The 21,549-nt window shown below is 74.1% G+C and carries 9 protein-coding genes and 1 pseudogene; 2 read left to right on the top strand and 8 right to left on the bottom strand.

The genetic code is table 11. The annotated features are described in order from the left end of the window. The 4 genes from ACZ41I_RS04250 to ACZ41I_RS04235 all read right to left on the bottom strand — a co-directional run bounded on the left by ACZ41I_RS04250 (position 1) and on the right by ACZ41I_RS04235 (position 15,420). Complete coding sequence (locus ACZ41I_RS04250; protein WP_468513115.1) at positions 1-360, bottom strand: acyl carrier protein; 360 nt, start codon at positions 358-360, stop codon at positions 1-3. Continuing rightward, positions 357-5,585 carry a type I polyketide synthase gene (locus tag ACZ41I_RS04245; protein WP_468513114.1) on the bottom strand — a complete coding sequence of 1,743 codons (5,229 nt, stop codon included), beginning with the start codon at positions 5,583-5,585 and terminating at the stop codon, positions 357-359. Before ACZ41I_RS04245 ends, ACZ41I_RS04250 begins: the two co-directional genes overlap by 4 nt. 2 nt (positions 5,586-5,587) lie before the next feature. Next, positions 5,588-13,009, bottom strand: coding sequence for an SDR family oxidoreductase (locus ACZ41I_RS04240; protein ID WP_468513113.1), 7,422 nt, complete (start codon positions 13,007-13,009; stop codon positions 5,588-5,590). Positions 13,010-13,503: 494 nt separating this feature from the next. After that, positions 13,504-15,420: an RICIN domain-containing protein gene (locus ACZ41I_RS04235; protein WP_468513112.1), complete on the bottom strand. Its 1,917-nt coding sequence runs from the start codon at positions 15,418-15,420 to the stop codon at positions 13,504-13,506. 284 nt (positions 15,421-15,704) lie between these two features. Between ACZ41I_RS04235 and ACZ41I_RS04230 the strand changes: the two are divergent. Continuing rightward, positions 15,705-15,959 (top strand): annotated as a pseudogene (locus ACZ41I_RS04230) (UTP--glucose-1-phosphate uridylyltransferase); the annotation flags it as partial. A 54-nt stretch (positions 15,960-16,013) separates the two neighbouring features. Here the strand turns inward: ACZ41I_RS04230 and ACZ41I_RS04225 are convergent. Then, on the bottom strand, positions 16,014-16,472 hold the full coding sequence (locus ACZ41I_RS04225; RefSeq protein WP_363217244.1) for a DUF4442 domain-containing protein: 459 nt from the start codon (positions 16,470-16,472) through the stop codon (positions 16,014-16,016). Between the two features lie 92 nt (positions 16,473-16,564). Between ACZ41I_RS04225 and ACZ41I_RS04220 the strand changes: the two genes are divergently transcribed. Then, the gene (locus tag ACZ41I_RS04220) at positions 16,565-17,563 is read left to right on the top strand and encodes a DUF8017 domain-containing protein (protein WP_468513111.1); all 999 of its coding nucleotides are present in this window, start codon (positions 16,565-16,567) and stop codon (positions 17,561-17,563) included. A gap of 60 nt (positions 17,564-17,623) precedes the next feature. On the opposite strand, the gene ACZ41I_RS04215 is transcribed toward ACZ41I_RS04220, so the two are convergent. From ACZ41I_RS04215 to ACZ41I_RS04205, 3 genes are all read right to left on the bottom strand, one after another. Beyond that, positions 17,624-20,158 carry a discoidin domain-containing protein gene (locus tag ACZ41I_RS04215; protein ID WP_468513110.1) on the bottom strand — a complete coding sequence of 845 codons (2,535 nt, stop codon included), beginning with the start codon at positions 20,156-20,158 and terminating at the stop codon, positions 17,624-17,626. Positions 20,159-20,313: 155 nt separating this feature from the next. Continuing rightward, positions 20,314-20,592: a hypothetical protein gene (locus tag ACZ41I_RS04210; RefSeq protein ID WP_468513109.1), complete on the bottom strand. Its 279-nt coding sequence runs from the start codon at positions 20,590-20,592 to the stop codon at positions 20,314-20,316. 78 nt (positions 20,593-20,670) lie between these two features. Further along, complete coding sequence (locus ACZ41I_RS04205) at positions 20,671-21,516, bottom strand: spermidine synthase (protein WP_468317341.1); 846 nt, start codon at positions 21,514-21,516, stop codon at positions 20,671-20,673. Positions 21,517-21,549 lie beyond the last annotated feature (33 nt).

Raw genomic sequence — 21,549 nt, 5'->3', positions numbered from 1 at the left:
TCAGCCCGCCTGTGTGGTCTCGGGGTGCGTGGCCTTCAGGCTCCACACCACGTACTCCACGAGCCGGCCGACGGTCAGCTCGATGATCTCGTCGAACTCCATGCCGGCCAGGAACTCGGCGAGGTTGACCCGCTGTCCGTACCGCTCCTCCAGCAGGCCGGCCAGGGTGACCAGGTCGATGCTCTCCAGTTCCAGGTCACGGTTGAAGGTGGTGGACAGGCCGATCACCACGTCGTCGTCGCCGTACTCCGCCAGCACGGTACGGAGCATGCCGGTGACGTCGGCCAGCACGGCGTCGGCGGTGGGCTGCACCGGCGCCGGCTGAGGGGGGCCTGCGGGGACCGGGTGGGTGGGGTTCATCGGGGGTGCTCCTCGGCTGCTTCGTGGGGGTGTCCGTCGTCGGCTCCGGGACCGGTCGTCCAGGCCGCCACATAGGCGCGTTCCGGCAGGGCGGGCGGATTGGCCACCGCCGCGCAGTGCACGGTGTAGACGCGTTCCAGGCGCCCGGAGACCAGCAGCCGACTGCCGTCCGGTGCGGTCTCCAGCACCGCGAAGTCCCGCGGCCGGCCGCCGAATCCGGCGCCCTCGGCCTTGGCGACCGCCTCCTTGGCGGCCCAGAACCGGGTGAACCACAGGGCCTGCGGGTCGGGGCCGTCCTCCGCGAGGGCGCGCAGGAGCCGCAGTTCTCCCGGGCCGAGCGCGGTGACGAGGGTCGCCGGATCGCGGTCGGTGACCTCTTCGATGTCGATGCCCGGACCGGGCCGCGAGGTGTGCGGACGGACGATCGCCACGCCCGCCTCGGCGCGGTGGGCGAGCGAGACGTCCAGCGGGGGCAGGGCGCGGCCGTGCACTCCGGAGACGCAGGGACGCCCCGACTCGTCGTTGTGTACCCGCAGTTCGGCCGGAAAGACAGGTCCCTCGCCCTGCTGCCAGAGCCACTGCCGTACGGCGTCCTTGACGGCGATCCGGCCGAGCAGCCACTGCCGGCGGCCGCGCGGCGGGCGTTCGGCGTACTCGGTCCGTTCGGCGCCGCCGAGCAAGTTGCGCATGATCAGCTCGCGTGAGGCGAGGTCCGGCCAGCGTTCGTGCACCAGCGCCCAGCCGCCGGGCATGGCCGCGGACAGGGTGTGGCGCTCGGGGAAGCGTTCGGCGGGGCGGGTGGTCGGGTCGTTGTCGAAGCGGCGGTCCTGCCAGCCGCCGATCACCGCCCACACCCGGCCGCCGACGGTCAGCTCCGCGTCGGCCTCCAGGACGGTGTCGGTGAGCGAGGTGATCCGCAGCACGCAGCCGACCTCGGTCCCTGGCTCCGGGTGCGGTCCGTGGAACCGCACGTGCCGCATCCGCACGGGGAAGACGACGGTCCGCTCGGTTCCGGTCGCCATGATCCAGTAGCCGAGGAGCTGCCCCACGTTGTCGAGCAGTGCACCGGGGGCGGCGGGCGCGGTGATCACTCCACGAATGTGCCGCTCGCCGATCCCGGTGAGGTCGGTCAGTCCCTGGAACCCGGGGCCGTGGAACATCCAGCGGTCGCGGTAGAGCTGGTCCGCGGTGTGCTCGGGACGGCGCTCGGGGGCGTCCGGGAGGGGGGTGGGCGGGGGCGGTGCGGGGTGCTGCGGCGCGAGTTCGACGACGGCGCGGGCGGTGGGGCCGAAGGTTACGGTGACGTGGTGGGGATGGCTGGGTGGCGGGGTGACGGTGGTGCTGTCCGGGTGGCCGACGGCTGGGGTGGTGGTGATGCCGTTCGGGGGGCTGGAGGCCGGGGTGACGGTGACCTGTATGTCGACGGCGGGGGTTGCGGTGAGCCAGCGGTCGAAACGGGCCTCGCGCACGGCGACCGCCCGCAGGCCGGGGGCCGCCGTCTCTGCGGCGTCCATCATGTGCCGGACGATCGTGGTGGCGGGGACCACCGGCCAGCGGTCCTCGATGTCCGGCCAACCGGGACGTTGCGGGAAGAAGCAGTGGTCCAGGAGGTGGGGCATGGTGCGGGGGGAGACATGGACGGTGGCGGTGGAGGGCGGCCGGGAGGAGGGCTGGGAGAGCTGGGTGAGGGAGGGTGCGGAGCCGGTGGGCGCGGTGAGGGTGGATGCGGAGCCGTTGGGTCCGGACAGGGTCGGTGCGGCGCGGGTCGGGCCGGCGGGGGCGGTGTCGGGGGCGCGGCGGCGGGCTGCGGTGATCAGCTGGGCTGCCGTGTCCGCGGTGTCCCGCAGCAGAGCGGCCAGCTCGGCGGCGGCCGGGAAGCGTGCGGCGAGTCCTTCGAGTTCGCCGAGGCCGGGTGCGCTCGGAGAGGTCGGGGGCGCGGTGGGCGTGGGGGGTGTGTCGGTCGGTCTCGGGCGGGCTGTGGGTGTGAGCCGCGCGACGGCTGGTGCCGGGCGGTCCGAGGGCGCGAGCTGCGTGCCGGACGGCCCCGGGTGGTCTGGCGGCCTGAGGCCCGCGACGGTTGGTCCCGGGCGGTCCGGAGGCGCCGGGTGTGCCGGGTGCGCTGCAAGCGGCCCCTGGTGGTGCGGGGGCGCGGGATGCGCAGGACCTGGTTCCGGGCGGTCCGGAGATGCCGGGTGGGCGATGACGGGTGCCGCGCGTAGTTCCGCGCGGAGTGCGTCGAGTACCGGCCCGTCCAGCGAGACCAGGGCGGCACCGAGAGCGAGCCGGACGGGCGGGCGTCGGTGTGCCGGAGCAGGTGCCCCGGCGCGGGGCGGTACGGCCGGCGTGACGGACGGCTCCGCAGGACGCGGTGGCACCGTCGGTGAGACGGGCGCCGTCGCCGAACGCCGTGGCACCGTCGGTGAAACGGGCGCCCCGGCCACCCACAATGCCGTTGCCAGACGGCGGAGTTGGGGCATGCCGCTGCGTTCGGGCACGTTGGCCGCGATGGTCAGGTGGTCGCGGTCGCCGAGTGTGTCGTCGATCAGGGAGGTGAGCCGGCCGGGGCCTGCCTGGACGAAGACGTGGTGCCCGGCGGCGTAGAGGGCCTCGGTCAGCTCGCGGAAGCGGACGGGTTCCAGCAGGTGCCGTACGAACAACTCGCGTACCGCCGGCTCCGCGGGCGGGAAGGGTGCGGCGGTCGTCCCGGACCACACCGGCACGGTCGGCGGGTGCAGCCGGAAACGGTCGGCGGCCTCCTTGATGGGGCCGAGGTACGGCTCCAGCATCGGCGTGTGGAAGCCGGAACGGAAGGGCAGCACCTGACAGATCACCCCCTGCCCGCGCAGGGTCCGCACGAACTCCTCGACCGCCGTGCCGGGTCCGCAGACCATGGACTGCCGTGGCGCGTTGTCATGGGAGAGCACGATCCCGGAGTCCGCCCGGAACTCGGCGAGCGCGGCACGGACATGAGCGGCCGGTGTGCCGAGGGCGGCGAAGGCGAGGCCGGGGACGGTGACCGCATCGGGGTCGAACCCGGCCATGAAGGCGTCCACTTGGGACGGATCGTACAGTCCGGCCGCCACCATGGCCGTCCACTCGCCGACGCTGTGCCCGGCGACCGCGTCCGGTACGACACCCATGCGGCGCAGCGCCTGGTCGAGCAGGCGCCCCACACCGACGACCCCGAAGCCATGCCGTCCTACGTCACCGACCCTGACGTCCGTGCCGGGCGGCGAGGCGAGGCCGAAGTGGGCGGCGATGTCGTCGATGCGGGGCGCGAAGTCGCCCTCCAGGCCGGGGAAGACGAACGCGATCCGGCCGCCGGGCCGCCCGAGCAGCGGGACCGGCCGGAACCACACATCGCTGCGGCCCTGCCAGGCGCGGCCCTTGGCGACCGCACGGCGGGCCAGGGCGAGCCGCTTGGCGGTCGGGTCCACGATCCCCAGCCGGACCGGGCCGGCGCCGGTGTGCGGCCGGGCAGGATCGAGACCGGCGCCGAGGACGGCCGAGTCGTCGGCGCCGAGGGCGACGGTGAGGTCCGCCACGCTGCCGGCGGCGAGCAGCAGGATCCGCTCGGGCTCGGTGACGCGGGCGGGAGCGGACACGGAGGGCAGCTCGGGCGACGCCGCCTCCCCGCGCCCCGGACGAGCAGACGTGCCCCCCTCCGGAACGGAACGCGCAGGCACGGCTCCAGCCGGCTCAGAACCAGCACCCACCACCCCCGTCACCCCCTCCACCCTCTCCACCCCAGCAGCCGCACCCCACACCTCCCCCGGCGCACAGCGGCCCCCCGGGGCCTCCTCCAGCACCACGTGGGCGTTGATCCCGCCGAAGCCGAAGGCGTTCACGGCGGCTCGGCGGACGGGTTGCCGTGGGGCGGTGTCCCAGCGGCGGGCCCGGTCCAGGGTGCGGAAGCGGGTGGCGGCGAGCGCGGGGTGGGGGATGTCGCAGTGCAGGGTGGGCAGGAGGGTGCCGTGGTGGAGGGCGAGGGCGGCCTTGACCAGGCCGGCGACCCCGGCGGCCGGCATGGTGTGGCCGATCATCGACTTCACGGAGCCGAGGACCGGGCGCGCGGCGTCGTCGTCGCCGTATCCCGCTCCCGGACCGAACACGTCGGCCAGGGTGGCGAGTTCGGCCGCGTCTCCGGCGGGGGTCGCGGTGCCGTGTGCCTCCAGGAGGCCGACGGAGTCCGGTGCGGCGGGGTCGAGTCCGGCGGCCCGCCAGGCCTGCCGCACGGCTCTGGCCTGCCCGCCCGGGTCGGGTGCGACGAGTCCCGCGGTACGGCCGTCGCCGGCCACGCCCGTGCCGCGGATCACGGCGTACACCCGGTCGCCGTCGCGTTCGGCGTCCGCGAGCCGCTTGAGTACGACGATGCCCGTGCCCTCGCCGATGAGGATGCCGTCGGCGTCACGGTGGAAGGGGCGGATGCGCTGGGTCGGGGACAGGGCGCGCAACTGGGCGAAGACGCTCCAGAGGGTGATGTCGTGGCAGTGGTGCACTCCCCCGGCCAGCATCAGGTCGCAGCGGCCGGTGGTGAGTTCGGTGACCGCCTGGTCGACCGCTACCAGGGAGGAGGCGCAGGCCGCGTCCACCGTGTAGGCGGGGCCGCGCAGGTCGAGCCGGTTGGCGATGCGCGAGGCGGCGAGATTCGGGACCAGTCCGATCGCGGACTCGGGGCTGTCGGGGCCGAGCCGTTCGGTGAACGCCGTGTGGACGCGGTCGAGTTGCTCGGCGGACAGGTGCGGTAACAGCTCTCCCAGGGTGCGCGTCAGTTGTGCGGCGGTGCGGACGCGCTGGTCGAGGCGGGCCAGGCCCGGGGTGAGGTAGCCGCCGCGGCCCAGGGCCACACCGATCCGGTCGCGGTCCGGGAGCCGGTGCTCGCCGCCCGCGTCGGCGAGCGCGGCGGCGGCCACGTCGAGGGCGATCAGCTGGTCGGGCTCGGTGCCGGGCACCGAGGCGGGCATGATGCCGTACCGGGTGACGTCCACCTGGGCCAGGCCGTCCACGAAGCCGCCGCGACGGCAGTACACCTGGCCGGCGACGGCGGGCCCGGCGGCCGACCCGGGCCGGTAGTGGGCGGCGTCCCAGCGGTCCGCGGGGACGTCACGGATCGCGTCGACGCCGTCGCGCAGGTTGCGCCAGTAGGCGTCGAGGTCGCGGGCGCCGGGCAGCAGCACCGCCATCCCCACGACGGCGACGGGCACCGCTGTTTGACGTTCCGTCATGTTCACCGGTCCGAGGCGGTGTGGACGACGGCACGGGCCGACGGTTCGCCCCAGGCGAGTTCCCGCAGCAGGGCCGTGGTGCCCTCGTCCGGGTCGATCAGCTGGATGCCGCGCCGGGCGTACGCGCGGCCGAGTTCCGCGCCGACCATGCCGCCGTGCGTGGCGGACGGTGCCCAGGGCCCCCAGTGGACGGTCAGCGTGCGGGCGCCCGTCCGGGCGGCCCGGTCGGCGCCGAGCGCTTCGAGGGCGTCGTTGGCGGCGGCGTAGTCGGCCTGGCCGCGGTTGCCGAGGACGGCAGCGATGCTGCCGAACAGCACGGTGAACGCGGGAGCGCCGGGCAGGTCGTCCAGGGCCGCGAACAGCGCGGCGGCACCGGCGGTCTTCGTGCCGTACACCCGCTGGAAGGACTCGGGGGTCTTCTCGGCGATCAGCCGGTCCTCGATCACCCCGGCGGCGAAGACGACTCCGTCGAGCCGGCCGTGTTCGGCGTGGGTCTCCTTGACCGCCTGCAGGACGGCGTCCCGGTTCCGGAAGTCCACCGAGCGGTAGCGGGCCTCACTGCCGAGCGCGCGCAGTTCCTCCAGGGTCGAGGTGATCTCCCGCTGGGCGAGGACCAGTTCGGCGGCCCGGTTGATCCCGGCGGATCCGGGCGCGCCGGGCTCGGCGGCGAGTGCGGCCCGCAACGCGACGGGGGTGCGCGCGGCGGCCGTGCGCGGGTCCTCGGCCGCGGTGGGTGCCGGCGTGCGGCCGAGCAGCTCCAGACGGCACCGGCAGGCGCCGGCCAGGGTGGCGGCGAACCTCGCGGTGATGCCCCGGGCGCCGCCGACGAGCAGCACGACCGAGTCCCGGTCGAGGCCGAGCGCGGCGGCTTCGGCAGCGCCGTCCCCGGCTGGTCCGGCCCCCGTGGCGGCGAGCGGGCCGAGGGGTGCGGGCAGCAGTGCGAACCCTTGCCGGGCCCCGGCCGCCGTGCGCAGGACGACGGGGGCCGGTTCGGGTGCGTGCAGTTCGGCGAGCACGGCGTCGGCGACGGCCGCCGGGGCGGTGTCCGCGACGGCGACGACCCGTGCGAGCAGGTCCGGGTACTCCCGCGCGACGCTGCGGAACAGCCCGTCCAGGCCGGCCGCCCGCAGCGCCCCGGTGCGGTCGGCGGCCCGTACGGCGAGCAGCCGGCGCGGGCCGCAGCCGAGCGCCGCCCGGAGCACCGGGAACGCGTCCGGCAGCACGGGGAGGTCCGGGCCGGGCAGCGCGCCGAGGTACACGACCCCGTCGACCGGGCCGTCCGCGGCGGTGAGGAGGTGACCCGCGTCGAGGATCACGGCATCGGCACGGTGCGCCACGAGTCGCTCCGCGACCTCGGCCGCCGCGCCCTCACCGTCCCCGAGCAGGACGACACGCCGGCCGGCCAGGTCGGAGGCTTGGCCGGCCGGGCCGGGCTCCGGAAGAGGCACGGGGCGCAGCTCGTACCGCCGGGGCGCCACACCGAGGACAGGGGCGGACGACGACCCGGCGTGTCCCTCGGCCCGCCCGCCCCCGACACCCGAATACGGCGCCCCGGCCCGCCCCTCGTACACCCCGCTCCCGGCATCCGGGTACGACGACCGGACCCGCCCCACCGACCACCCGCTCCCGACGCCCGGAGACGACCCCTCGACCTGCCCGTCGGGCAGCCCGTCGGCAGTGCCCGAGTACGAACGCCCCACCTGCCCCCCGGCTTCCCTGCTCCCGTCGGCGATGTACGGCGGTGCCTCGCCCTGCCCGCTCCGGTCCTGACCGCTCCCGTCACCGCTGTGCGCGGCGGCCCGCGCCGTCAGCCAGTCCGTCACGGCCGCCGCCGTGCGCGCCTTGGCCAGCTCCTCCAGTTCGGCGTCGGCCAGGACGGCGGGGCCGCCGGCGATGCCCAGCCGTCTGGCGAGTTCGCCGGCGATCTCGGCCCGCTTGATGGAGTCGATACTGAGGTCCGCCTCCAGGTCGAGGTCGGGTTCGATCATGTCGACGGGGTAGCCGGTGCGTTCGCTGATGATCTCCAGGACGACCCGCTGCACATCGTCCACCGGCTCCACGGCCACCGGCTCTTCGACGCCTGGCTCGTCGGGCAACCGCACTTCCACCGAGGAAGGTTCGTGTGCCGCCGTCTGCGGTGGCGGCACAGGGGCGACGGGTGCCGCCGGTGTGATGCCGGGGGCGGCGCCGAAGTAGGTGAGCAGGACATCGCGCTGGGCGGCGATCATCTCCCGGCTGGTGCGCAGGAATTCGGAGATGAGCGCGTCCCGGTCGGCCGGGGCGCCGTACGGCTGGTCGGTGGTCACGGTCGCCTCCACGACTCGTCGGGCCGGTGCGAGGGCACCGGGCAGGAGTGCTCCGTCGGCGGTACGGAGGAGGTGCCCGTCGACCGTCCAGCCGGGCCGCCGCGGCACCGGGGTGCGCAGCGCGTCGACGGCGTCGCGGCCCCGCAGGAGCCAGGCGGTACGCACCGGCTGTCCGGCGACGGCGAGTCGGGCGAGGGCGTCGAGCCAGCCGCGCAGGCCGCTGTCGGCGGTCGGTTCGCAGGCGACCGTGCGGTGCGGGCGGTCGCCGAGGATCCGTCCGACCAGCCGGGTGAGGACCGTGCCGGGGCCCGCCTCGACGAAGACGCGCGCGCCAGCCTCGTACATCGCCTCGATCTGGGCGGCGAAGGCGACCGGGGCGCCGATCTGGGCGGCGAGTTCGGCGCGCACCTCGGCGGGGCTCTGCGGGTAGGGCGTGGCGGTGCGGTTGGCCCAGACGGGGAACTCGGGCGCCCGTACCGTCTTGTCCGCGAGCACCTTGGCGAACCGTTTCCCCGCGGCGGCCACGAGCGGGCTGTGGAAGGCACAGGCCACCGGGATGCGCCGCGCGCCGAGCCCGGCGTCGCGCAGCAGTCGTACGGCCGTTTCGACATCCGCCGTCGGTCCGGAAATCACCGTCTGATCGGGCGAGTTGAGGTTGGCGACGACGACGGAGGCAGGTGCGCCGGTCGTGCGCAGGGTGCGTACGACGGTGTCGGCGGATGAGCCGACGGCGGCCATGGTGCCCGGGTCGTCGCCCGCCGCCGCCACGATCGCGCCGGCCCGCTCGGCGCTCAGCTCCAGCAGGGTTTCGGGGTCGAGGGCGCCGGCCGCGGCGAGGGCGACCAGCTCGCCGTAGCTGTGCCCGGCGGCCTGGTCGGGGTGGATCCCGGCCGAGGTGAGGAAGGCGTGGGCGGCCAGGCCCGCGATGCCGAGGGCGGGCTGCGCGGCCCGGGTGTCCGTGAGGGCCGCCCGGTGCCGTTCGAGGGCGGTGTCGTCGAAGGCGGCCGGCGGGTGGACGGTGTCGGCGTACGCGCGGCCGAGGTCCAGGTAGTGGCGCAGCTCGGGGAGGTGCACGAGGAGGTCGGCAAGCATGCCGGGGCGCTGGCTGCCCTGCCCGGGAAAGAGAAAGGCCACCTTGCCGCACGCGGCACCCGCGCCCTGGCCGTCCCCCGCCCCAGCACCCTCCCCACACACCGGCCCCGCAGCCCGGCCACGCCCCGGCCCGGCTTCCCCTCCACGGGCCGACCCCACGCCCTCCCCCTCGGCCAGGCCCGCACTCACGCCACGCGCCGCCCCCGCAACCTCACCGACCACCGGCCCAGCGCCCTTGCCGCCCACAACCCCGACGAACCCGCCGCCCGCCGGCCCCGCGACCTCGCCACGTGCCCGCTCGGCCACCTCAGCCACCACCGGCCGAGCTACCTCGCCACCCACCTCCCCGCAGACCGGCCGCACGCCACCGCCCTCACCGAGCCCGCAGCCCTCGCCCGGCCCCGCGACATGGATGCCGGCGGCCGGATCGTGGTCGCCGGCGAGGAGGCGGTGCAGGTGGCTGATCAGTTGCTCGGTGTCACGGGCGACGATCGCGGCCCGTACCGGGTCGTGCGAGGTGTCGGCGCGGCGGGCCGCGGCGAGGGCGAGGTCGCGCAGGCGCCAGGGGCGGCCGGCGGTCTCGGCGGCGCGCAGGAGGTCCTCGGCGTGGCGGTGGGCCGCCGCCGTGTCCCTGCCCCGGAACAGGAACAGCTCGGCCGGCCAGGCGTCCAGGGACTGCCGGGGCGGTACGGCCACGGCGTGGCCGGCGAGGACCGCATGGAAGTTGGTGCCGCCGAAGCCGAACGCGCTGACCCCGGCGAGGCGTTCGGCGGGCGGTGCCGTCCAGGGCCGGGCGCGGGTGTGGAAGACGAACGGGCTGTCGTCCTCCGTCCAGGCCGGGTTGGGCCGCTCCAGGTGCAGGGTGGGCGGGGTGATCCCGGTGTGGAGGGCGAGGGCGGTCTTGATCAGGCCGGCGAGCCCGGCGGCGCACTTGGTGTGCCCTATCTGGGACTTGACGGAGCCGAGCGCACAGCTGCCGGTCTCGGCTCCCGCCGCTGCGAACACCTCGGTGAGTACGGCGAGTTCGGTGCGGTCGCCGACGACCGTTCCGGTGCCGTGCGCCTCGACGAGGCCGACGTGGGCGGGCGAGACACCGGCGTTGCGGTAGGCGCGTTCCAGCGCCGCCCGCTGGCCCTCGGGGCGGGGTGCGGTCAGGCCGAGGGAGCGGCCGTCGCTGGCCGAGCCGAGGCCCTTGACCACGCCGTAGATCCGGTCGCCGTCCCGTTCGGCGTCCGCGAGCCGTTTGAGGACCACGCAGGCCACACCCTCGCCGAGGGCGATGCCGTCGGCCGAGGCGTCGAAGGCGCGGGAGCGCCCGGTCGGCGAGAGCGCGTGGACGGAGGAGAACAGGACGAAGTCGTTGATGCCGTTGTGCAGGTCGGCACCGCCGCACAGCACGAGGTCGCTGGTCCCGGAGACGAGTTCCTTGCAGGCCACGTCGAGGGCGGCGAGGGAGGACGCGCAGGCGGCGTCGACGGTGAAGTTCGGGCCGCCCAGGTCCAGCCGGTTGGCGATCCGGCCGGAGATGACGTTGGAGAGCATGCCGGGGAAGGAGTCCTCGGTCAGGCGGGGCAGCTGCGCCTCGATGCCGTCGGGGACCTTGCCGTAGTAGGAGGGGAGGACGGCGCGCAGGGTGACGGCGTTGGACAGGTCGCTGCCCGCCTCGGCGCCGAAGACCACGGAGGTCCGTGAGCGGTCGAACTCCCGCCCCTGTTCGCCGTATCCGGCGTCCTCCAGTGCCCGGCGGGCGGATTCCAGCGACAGCAGCTGGACGGGTTCGATGCTGCCGAGGGACGCGGGCGGGATGCCGTAGCGCAGCGGGTCGAAGGGGATGCGGGGCAGGAAGCCGCCCCACTTCGACGCCGTGCTGCCGGCGGTGTGGTGCACGGCCGGGTCCCAGCGCTCGGGTGGTACCTCCGTGACGGCGTCGCGTCCGGTGACGATGTTGGCCCAGAAGGCGGCGAGGTCGGGGGCCTCGGGGAACATGCAGGCCATGCCGACGATCGCGATGTCCAGCGGTGCGGGCGGGGCGAGCGGCACCGGTTCGGCCGGGGTGAGCGGGCTCGGGTGCGCGGCCCGCCGTGTCAGGAAGTCGGCGGCGCCGTCGGTCACCGAGCGGTGCAGGTCCGCCAGGGTGGTGGTCGCCGAACGCAGGACGGCGACCTCGCCGGCCATGAACATCCCGTCCGCGAGCTGCCGTTCCTCGCCGACGGCCGTCAACGCGCCGTCCGTGCCGCGCTCGACGCCCTTGCTGGCGATGCGCAGCCGGCCGACGTTGAGCCGTTCCAGGCTCTCCCAGATCTCGCGGTCGGGCAGGCCCCGCGCCCGCAGGGCGGCCTCCCGGGTGCGGTAGTCGCCGGTGAAGGGGCTCGGGACGCAGCGGGTGGCGTGGCCGGGTGCGGTCTCCAGCAGGGCGGTCGTGGTGGCGGTGAGGACCTGCCTCTGGAACAGGGGCCGGATGGCGCCGTGCGCGACGGCCTCCTCGGTGAACAGGTAGGCGGTGCCCATGAGCACGCCGACGGCGGCGCCCCGGGCGGTGAGCGGTCCGGCCAGGGCGGCGACCATCGCCGCCGACCGCTCGTCATGGACACCGCCGGCGAAGAACACCTCCAGCCGCCGGGCGGTTCCCTCGTCGGCGTCCGCCAAGAAGTCCTGCAGGACGCCGAGTTGGGCTTCCCACAGCGGGAAGGAGGCCCGTGGGCCCACATGCCCGCCGCACTCGGAGCCCTCGAACACGAACCGTCGCACACCTGCGTCCAGGAACTGCCGCAGCAGTCCCGGTGACGGCACGTGCAGAAAGGTGCGGATCCCGGCCCGCTCCAGCGTCTCGGCCTGGGCGGGCCGTCCGCCCGCGATGACCGCGTGCGTGGGCCCCAGCTCCCGTACGGCGTCGAGCTGGGCGTTCCTGATGTCCTCGGGTGCGAAGCCGAGCACGCCCACGCCCCAGGGCCGCCCGTCCAGCACGGCCCGGGCCTCGGTGAGCATCGACCGGGTGCGCGCGCCGTCGGCGAGGGCCAGCGCCAGGAACGGCAGCGCCCCGTCCTCGGCGACGGCGGCGGCGAAACCGGCCTGGTCGCTGACCCGGGTCATCGGCCCCTGTGCGACGGGGAGCCGGGTGCCGAGCGCCCTGCTCATGGCCGACCCGGGACGCAGGGCGAGAGCCGGATCGCCGTCCGCCGTGCCGTGCAGCGCCGCCGACACCTCCCGCACCGTCCGCCGTACGTCCCCGTACCGTTCGGCGAAGCGGGCCGCGAGGAAGCCGTCCTGGCCCACGGGCAGCAGCCGGCCGCGCAGATCGTCGGCGCCCAGCAGGGACGCGACCGCCTCCGGGTCGTCGTCCGGCGGGCACGGGGCGTCCGGTCCCCGGCGCCGCAGGACCCGGTGGCCGCCCAGCAGCACCGTCTCCGAACCGTCCAGGGAACGCAGCACGGAGCGGACCGTCTCGGGGAGGCCTGATTCGGCGAGCAGGGCCAGCTGGCTGTCGAGGACGACGCCGGCGGCACCTCCGGCCAAGGCGGCGGCGGCCGTCCGCGGCCCGATGCCGCCGCAGGCCCAGACCGGGACACCGGTCAACTCCTGGTCGTGGAGCAGCTGTTGCAGCAGCACGAAGGCGCTCAGCTCGCCGACCCGGCCACCGCTCTCGCTGCCCCGGGCGATCAGTCCCCGGGCACCGGCGCGTACGGCGGCCCGCGCCTGGCCGAGGTCCGTCGCCTCCGCCAACACCCGGCAGCTCGCGGGGAGTTCGGTCGCGCTCCAGGTGGCGTCCGGGGTGAGCACCACGGTGTCGGGGGCGTCGCCGGCCTCGGCCGGGGTCAGGGCGCAGCGGCCGGTCACCCGTACGCCGAAGGGTCCCGGAGCGGCTCGTCTCAGCCGCGCCAGCTCCTCCCGGGATCTTCGGTCGCCGGTGCCGAGGTCGAGGACGCCGAGCGCGCCGGCGGCGCAGGCCGCTGCGGTGAGACCGGCATCGGGGGCTGCGAAGGGGGTGAGGCACAGGATGAGGTCATGGGCGCGCACAGGCGAGGTCATGATGCTCCGGCACGATCGGCGAGACAGCACGGTGGGGGGTGTGTGCGGCGGAACGCTCTGGTGCGAGGGCACCGGAACCTAGCCTCGGCCTACTCACGGGTCAATAACATCGCGCCCTTTTCGTGCGCGGTGACATCGATTCGGCCAGTGGGACGAATTCCCCGCACAACCGGAAAACGCAGCCATTCCCCTCACGGGTGCGGGCGCGGGACCCACCGGGACCACGCGCCACACCCCCATAAACACCGGCAAAGTGCCTGCCGGTGTCACCGCGCACTCACCCGTCCGTCATGCGCCGGGACATTCGCTGGACGACTGTAAATTCCGCATGCCGTCGGCGCCGTGGCTCGAACACGGTCCCGCGTCGGGTGTCGGCCCGCGGCGCGTCGGCGGAGCGGCGCCCCCACGACCGGGGGGACGGCAGCGACCGGGCCGGCGACCGGCGGCACAGCCTGCCGGACCGCCACCAACGGCAAAGCCACGCGGACCACGGCCTACGGCAGAGCCCGGCGCACCGCAACCGACGGTGCAGCCTTCCGGACCGTCACCGGTGGAAGTACGTCGTGAACCGTGCGTATCGCCTTGCCGGGCGCCGCCGCCCCGTGCTGCCGTCGGCCGTGATCGGCGCGGACCGGCGCGATCCGGGGCTCGTTCACCTCCCCGGGCTTCCCCGGCCCTGTCTCTGCCGAAAGGCCGAGCCCTCGGCCGTCGTCCTTCGGCTCGCCCCGCGAGGTGTCCGCATACGGTGCCCCGCCGGCATCCCCGTTCGCGTGTCCCCGGTCCCGGTCACCGGGCGCGCCCGCACCGTCCGTTCCCGCAGCCCCGTCCGGAGCACCGGGACCGTCCGGACCGCCGGCCGCACCCGGCGCGGCGTCGGGCCGCCGTAGCCCGCCCGCACCCGGCTCCACCTCCCAGCGTTGTTCCGGCGAACCGTCGCGCGGGGCCAGTCCGGCACGGGCGGCGGGGTCGCCGGAGCGAGCAACGAGCGCGAGGCCCCCGGGCCTGCGGAGCAGGATCTCGCCCCGCACGGTGAGGTCGTACGCCACCTCTCCGGCGTGCACGACGCATCCGGCCAGCGCCACGCTCTTCGTGCCGGGATCGGCGACCAGGCACAGCGCCGGGTCGACGGCGCTGCGCAGCAACCCGTCGTCCTGGTACGACCACTGCTGCGAGGCGGCGGACGAGCACGGCGCGAGCGCGACACCGGCACCCGCCTCCACGGCGTCCCCGCGCACGTCGAGGCAGCGGCCGGAGGCGAGGCCGCGCAGGCTGCCGTGGGCGATCTCGACGGTTTCGCCGACCGAGGCGGCCGAGGGCGAGGTGCCGGTGCGGGCGCCTGTGCCGCCCGGGCGCGTGGTGCGGCCGGCCGGGGCACCCCAGGTGGCACCGGGCGCCGGGACACCGTTGTCATCGGACCAGCTTCTGACCACGAGGACGGTGGCGAGCAGCGCGAGCGAGGCCAGCCCGACGCCGACGGCCAGGGCGGTGCGGTGCCGCCCGCCGGTGCCGGTGCGGTGCCTGCCTCCGGTCCCCGTCTCCCCCTGGCCGGGCGTCGGTGCGGGCGGCGTCTCCTCGGTGGCGTGGTACCCCGGGCGGGAGTCGAGATAGCGGCGGGCTCCCCAGCCGAGGACGGTCTCGGCCAGCAGCAGCCCGAGACCGTCGTCGATCAGCCCGAAGGTTTCGGCGGCGTGCCGGCAGTACGCACAGACCGTCAGATGCTGTCGTACGTCCGGCAGCAGGGCGCCACCACGGCGCATCGGGACGTCGAGGAGCCGGTTGTAGAAGCGGCATTCGCGGGAGGGCGCGAGTTCCCGGTGGGCGCGGACGCAACCGGCGCGGAATTGCTCGCGGGCCTGCTCCAGGGCGGCTGTCGCGGTGGCGTGGTCGATCCCCAGCAGACCGGCGGGGATGTTTATCGGTTCGGCTTCGACCTCGGTGTGCCACAGAAGGCATTGTGAGGCGCCGGGAAGGACCTGGAATGCACGTTCGGCGAGGTGCCGCCTTTCCGGCGTTCCGGGCTTTGTCGCGCGCAGTCCGCGACCGCCGGCGGGTTTGCGCAATTCCGGCAGAGTCGCACAGGCCGCGTCGTCGTCCGCCCAGGCGCGGACGATGTCGCGGACGGCGACCAGGAGTTGCGGGCGCAGGGCGCCGCCGACCGCTCCGCCCGCCATACGGCCGAGGACCTCGTGGAAGGCGGCGGTCGCCACGAGGTTGGCCGTGGGACACGCAGAGGTCAGACAGACGACGGCGTAGTCGCGGGCGGCCCGCCAGTGGCGGGCCAGCAGCAGGGCGACGGCGTGATGGCGGGCGGGGTGCGGGCCGCCGAGCAGGGCGGCGAGATTGCGGTCGGACTCCCCGGTCGAACCGGGCAGCGGCGGGTACGGCGGGCGTGGGGGGTGAGGGGACTGCACGGAACCATGTCCTTTCCAGCCGCAGGACGACACCCGAAATGCCGTCCTGTCGGAAAGCAGTGCCGATTGGTGCATACCTAAAGGGCCGGCCTGGACGTTCGACGCCTGCCTTTGCCCTCCCGCGGGGAGGCTCACTTTCGCACACGCGGCTCACGGTAAACAAGAAGTTCGATTGACTCGGCATCAGAGTCGGGGAAATCCCCTGAAGTTACCGGCGGTATCACTTCCACGGCCGGTTCCGATGTTTCTCCGGGCGTGCTCTCATCCGCGTCCGCCGGCATGGCACCCCGCCGGGCCGCGGCGGCGAGATCCAGCCGACCGGCGCCCTCCAGGACCGCGCGGCGGGCGGCACCGTGCACGGGGTCGTCTTCGACGGCCTGCGCTACGACACCGGCGACGAGGCCGACCATCTGCGCACGGTGGTCCGGCCGGTCTGCGCCCGTCCGGACCTCGGCCCCGCATTCACCGGCCGGCTCAAGGAGTTCGTCGCGGGACGGGAGGACGCCGGAAGCGACTCCCGGAAGGACCGCCGGGCCGCCTGGGACGACGGGGCGAGGGGGCCCCGCGTGCGGGCCCCCTCGCCAAGTTCCGCGTCAGTCCTGCTGATTGGGGCGCAGCGTCCACAGGACGGTCATCTCGCCCGTCACGGCGCCGTCCGCGCGCCGGATCTCGATCGCCACCGGGAACTCGGGCCGCTGCCCGGCGTCCAGTTCGGCGACGACGTCGGCGGCCGGGCGGCCCAGTGTCGCGGTCGCGGTGACGGCGCCCATCGCCAGTTTCTTGTAGGCGATGTCGGCCCGCACGGCGAGCGGCACCGCACGGGAGAGCTGGTCCCCGAAGGCGGCCAGCACGATGGCCCCGCTGGCCGACTCCCCGAGCGTGAACATCGCACCGGCGTGCGGGCCGCCCACGTGGTTGTGGTACGCGCCCTGGTCCGGCAGGGACACCACGGCCTTGTCCGCGGTGGTCTCCAGGAACTCCAGGTTCAGGGTCCGGGCCATGGGCACGGTGGCGGCGAGCATCTCGCCGATCGACATCTGGTCTGCGCTCATGCCGTTATGTTACTCACGAGTAGGGCTTCGCTACGACCCTGGCGAGGGCCAGTGACCGAATCGTGTCCGGAGCGGCACTAGGGTTACTGGCCATGTGGCCAGATCAGCAGCCGCCAGGGGGCGCGCCGAACCCGCAGCACAATCCGCAGCCGAACCCGTACCAGCAGCCGGGGTACCAGCAGCCCGGGTACCAGCAGTATCCGCAGGCCGGGCAGTACGGTCAGCAGCCGCAGTGGGGGCAGCAGCAGCCGCCCACCACACCTCTCCCGCAGACCCCTCAGGGCGGCGGCCGTACGAAACTGATCGCGATCCTCGCGGCCACGGCGGTCGTGGTCGCCGCCGGGGTGACCGGCTATCTGGTCCTCGGCTCGAACGGCGGCAAGGACGACGAGGCCGGCGGCAAGGGCGGTCAGCACACGAGCAAGCCGGCCACGCAGCCCTCGGCCACCGCGTCCGCGACCGACGACCCGCGCGGCACCGAGACCGAGAAGCCCACCATCGCCGGGTGGCGGGTCGTGGTGAACTCCAAGTGGGGCGTCGCCTACGACGTTCCGGCGGACTGGCAGGTCGACAAACCGGGCGCCGCGATCATTTTCGACTTCCCGAAGGGCGAGGCCAACACGGGCATCACCATGTCGGGCCTCGCCGAGTACAAGCCCACCTGGTGCACGTCCGACGACGACAAGGACGGCCGCACCGAGGACACCCAGCTGGCGGCCGTGGGCGCCAAGGGGGCCAGCGGCGCCAAGAACACGGACGAGATCGCGATCAACACCCCGGCCTGGTGGGTCTACGGCGCCTACACGATGCCGGACAAGAAGAGCCTCTCGTGGGACAAGAAGGCCACCCCCTTCAAGACCGCTTCGGGCATCGAGGGCAGTTACGCGTGGGCCCAGTCGCACCACACCCCGCGCAAGGGCAAGTGCGTGACCGACGGCCAGGCACTCACGTTCGGCTTCAAGAACGCGGCCAGCGACTATGTGTCGTTCGACTTCTTCGGGGCCACGGGCGTGAAGGGCGAGATCTCCAGGGCGACCGTCCTGAAGATCCTCAGCACGGTCCGGCTGCACGGAACTCCGACGCACGAGTAGCAGCGGGTACGGCCGCGCCGGCAAGCGCGGCCGTACGGGCCGTCAGCGCGGTCACCCGTGTCACTTGGCGGCGGAGTTGACGGTGAGGACCGCGGCTTTGCTGGGCACACCGTGTGCGTCGAGCGCGAAGAGCATGTACGTGCCGGGGAGTGCCACACCGGAGTCGGCCGGGACGGTCAGTTCGTAGGTGCTGTTTCTGGCCTTACGGGGGGTCAGCGGTATACGGCGCTGGTCGTTGTCGACGGAGTGCGTCGAGGCCCCGGCCCGGATCAGGACGAACTTGTCGACGGGCACGTCGGTCGTCACCTTCAGCTTCTGCCCGTAGGCGACCTTGGCGGGCATGTCACCGACGAAGCGGGGCCGGGGCTTCTCGCTGCCGTCGGAGTTGAGGAGGGAGGGCGGGGTGAAGATCGCCCCGTCGGCGTGGTTGGTCTGGCAGTCGCCGCACAGGCCACCGCCTCCGGTGAACACGCGCCCGTCGGGCAGCAGGTTGGCGACGCTGTGGTAGTTGCGCGGGACGGCCATGGACGCCAGGGGTGTGAAGCGGCCGGTCGCGGGATCCCAGATCTCGGGGGTCAGAGCGGAGTGGCCGTCGCTGAAGGGCTTGGCGTAGGACTGCCCGCCGAAGACCGCGACCTTGCCGTCGGGCAGGACGACGCTGTTGCCGAAGGAGCGGGCGTAGGACATGTCGCCGGTACGGGCGCTGACGGGCTTGCCGTTGCTGCCGTTCGCGTCGACGGTATAGGCGCGGTTGGTGGCTGTCGCGTTCTCGTACGCCGTGGCGCCGCCCAGGGTCAGCAGCTTGCCCACGTCGTAGGCGACGGCGTCGCCGTTCATCGCGTCGACGCTGTCGGCCCGGGTGCCGGCCGGGGTGATGCTGCCGTCACCGTCGGTGGATATCCAGTTGAGCTGCTTGCTGGGGCCGAGCTGCAGGACGCGGCCCTTGGCCATGGCATACAGCCATGCGTGGTTGTCCGCCCGGTAGGGGCCCGCCGGGTCGGCGGTCAGGATGGGGGTGACCGGTACGCCGGGCAGCTTGCGCCAGGTGCCGGTGGCGGCCGACCAGACCTCACCGCCCTTGTCCGGGGCGTTGTCCTGCTGCCAGGAGCCGCCGATGACGAACGCGTCACCGTTGGGGAGCGTGGTCATGCCCTGGTAGCCGCGCGCGATGTTCATGTCGCCGGTGGAGGTCCACTTGTCGGTGGCGGAGTCGTAGATGCTGGCACGCTCCGCGTTGCTGCCGCCGGTCACCAGGACGCGGCCGTCGCCGAGGAGCGCCACGCCCGGACAGAACATGTCGTGCTTGGTGTTGTCCACGCGGCGCTGAGTGATCTTGCCGGTGGCCAGGTCCATGATGGCGGTCTGGGTGTAGCCGTTGCTTCCGCCGAAGCGGTCGGGGGCGTAGGCGGACCAGGCCAGGAGTTTGTTGTTGGGCAGTACCGCGGTGGCCACCGGCACCAGCGGGAAGCCGATGACGGAGCTCCACCGGCCGTGTACGGCGGGGTCGGCCGGGCCGCTCAGGCGCAGTTCGGCCGCCGAGGTCCACGGTCCGCGCCCACCGGCCTCGGTGATGGCGGTCAGCCGGACATAGCGGGCACTGACGGGTTGGCTGAACGTGGCGCCCTTGACGGTGTCGTCGTCCTGCCAGGTCCCGGTCGCCACCGGCTGCCCGAAAGCGGTGCCGTTCAGGCTGGTGGCGATCGAGTACTGGCCTATCCGGCCGTTGGGGCTGTCGTCCGCGCGCGGTTCGTAGCTGAGACCTGAGACGACCGCGGTGCGGTGCATGTCGATGGTGATGCTGTGCGGCAGCGGTGGGACGGTACCGGTCCACTGGGTGTGCCACAGCGTGCCGGAGTCGCCGTCCAGCACGTTGCCGGCACCGTCGTCGGCGTCCTGGGTCTCCTCACTGCCGGCGGTGGCGGTCCACCCGTCGCGCGGCAGATCGGCGCCGGGTGCGGGGCCGCCGGGGTCCCCGAGCAGGTTGATCTCCGCCGCCGAGGCCCACGGTCCGCGTCCGCCGGCCTCGGAGGTGGCGGTCAGCCGCACATAGCGGGCGCCGGCGGGGGCGAAACGCAGCGTCTTGGTGGTCGCGTCGTCGGCCAGCATCCCCGTGGCCACGGGCCCTTCCCAGGTGCTGCCGTCGCCGCTCAGGGAGAGGGCGTACTCGCCGATCCGGCCGTTGGGACTGCCGTCCTGACGGGGCTGATAGACCATGCCGGAAACGACCGCGGTGCGGTGCATGTCGATGGTGATGCTGTGCGGCCCCGCGGGCCCGTCATCGGACCACTTGGTGTGCCAGAGGGTGCCGGGGTCGCCGTCGAGTGCCATCTGGGCACGCTCGTCACTCGCCTGCGTCTCCTCACTGTCGGCGGTGGCGGTCCAGCCCTCTCGCGGCAGGGTGGGAGCGGGTGGCCGCATGGCCTCCTCGGGAACGACCTCGCCATGGACCTCCGGGGGCATCGGCATGACCCCGTCGGAGTGCGGATCCGTGTCGCGTACGACTGCCGCGCGATGCGCGAGGGCGGATTCCGGTTGTATCAGCCCGGGGGCCGCTGCCGCACAGACCAGGAGAACGAGGCCGGTGGCCCGTGACATGCCCCTTCGCAGCCTGTCTGGCGCACCTGTCATGACGCCTCTCCGAACGGTGGGAAACGGGTCGCAAGACGCCGGCCTGCGGAGGAAGCAGCGTGTCCCGCCCCGTCGGTGTCCTCGGCGGGGCGGGACGCGGTCGAACTGCCGCGGGGGCCCCGTCAGATGCAGAGGAGGATGATGAGACCGTCGCACTCGTCGTCGCCGTAGTCGCCGCCACGAGGGGCTGCGGGGGCGTGGTGGGCGTGAGCCGGGACCGCCGTCGTGGCTGTGGCCTGCACGGCGGCGTGCGGGGTGGGGGGTGAGACCGCTGCGGCGTTCGCCGTGCCTGCCAGACAGGCGACGCCCAGGAGGGCGCTCACGGCACTCACCGCGCATATTCGCGGCATGCGGGAGAGGAGTCGGGGGTGCTTGGCGGGGTTCAGGTGTGCAGTGTTCATGGACTCACCATGCATGCCCTCAAGGCCGAACTCCCGCCGAGCGCAGCCGACCGGGGGAGCACCGTTTCGGTGACCGCGTCAGCCGATGTGGAACGCCCCGTCGGGCGGCTCGGGTGACGGCACGGCGTCGGCGTCCTCGACCGGCCGCGCAGAACCGGTGAACTCCCGTACGGCGGCGCCGTGTTCGACCCGGGCCGGGAAGGCGTCCGCCGCGGTACGACGGGCCAGGGTGGCGGTGTCGAGGGGCCGGTGTGCGGCCGCGAGCACCGCGTTCCCGAACCGCCGGCCGCGCAGCACGGCGGGCTCGGCGATCAAGGCCAGCTCCTCGAAGACGGCCGCGAAGGTGGCCAGTTGGGAGCGCAGGAACCCGAACGGCGCCGCGTCGGCGAGATTGGCCAGATAGACCCCGCCGGGCCGCAGCACCCGATCCGCCTCACGGGCGTAGGCGAGCGTGGTGAGGTGCGCCGGTACCCGGGACCCGCCGAACACGTCGGCGATCAGCACATCGGCATGATCGTTGGGGGTCGTCTCCAGCCAGGCCCGGGCATCGGCCGCGTGCAGCGCGATGCCCGAGCCCTCCGGCAGCGGCAGGTGCTCGGCGACCAGCTCCAGCAGCCCCCGGTCGGCCTCGACGACATCCTGCCGCGAGCCCGGCCGGGTGGCCGCCACATAGCGGGGCAGCGTGAGCGCGCCCCCGCCGAGATGCACCACGTCCAGCGCCCGCCCCGCCTCGGCCACGGTGTCCAGCACATGCCCGAGCCGCCGCGCGTACTCGAACTCCAGATACGCCGGCTCGTCGAGATCGACGTACGACTGCGGCGCCCCGTCCACGGTCAGCAACCAGGCCCGCGCGCGGTCGATGTCGGGCATCAGCTTGGCGGTGCCGTGATCGGTGGTCCGGGTGACGGGTATGGGTTCGCTCACGAACCCATTGTCACCGCTGCGAGAGGGCGCCGG

Source organism: Streptomyces sp. NPDC030799 (assembly GCF_055572255.1).
Note: the sequence above shows the minus strand (reverse complement) of the source record. Positions and strands in the feature narration are given on the sequence as shown.

Coding starts and splice junctions, on each gene's coding strand:
- ACZ41I_RS04250 (WP_468513115.1), bottom strand. CDS start 360: ATGAACCCCACCCACCCGGTCCCCGCAGGCCCCCCTCAGCCGGCGCCG.
- ACZ41I_RS04245 (WP_468513114.1), bottom strand. CDS start 5,585: ATGACGGAACGTCAAACAGCGGTGCCCGTCGCCGTCGTGGGGATGGCG.
- ACZ41I_RS04240 (WP_468513113.1), bottom strand. CDS start 13,009: ATGACCTCGCCTGTGCGCGCCCATGACCTCATCCTGTGCCTCACCCCC.
- ACZ41I_RS04225 (WP_363217244.1), bottom strand. CDS start 16,472: ATGAGCGCAGACCAGATGTCGATCGGCGAGATGCTCGCCGCCACCGTG.
- ACZ41I_RS04220 (WP_468513111.1), top strand. CDS start 16,565: ATGTGGCCAGATCAGCAGCCGCCAGGGGGCGCGCCGAACCCGCAGCAC.
- ACZ41I_RS04215 (WP_468513110.1), bottom strand. CDS start 20,158: ATGTCACGGGCCACCGGCCTCGTTCTCCTGGTCTGTGCGGCAGCGGCC.
- ACZ41I_RS04210 (WP_468513109.1), bottom strand. CDS start 20,592: ATGAACACTGCACACCTGAACCCCGCCAAGCACCCCCGACTCCTCTCC.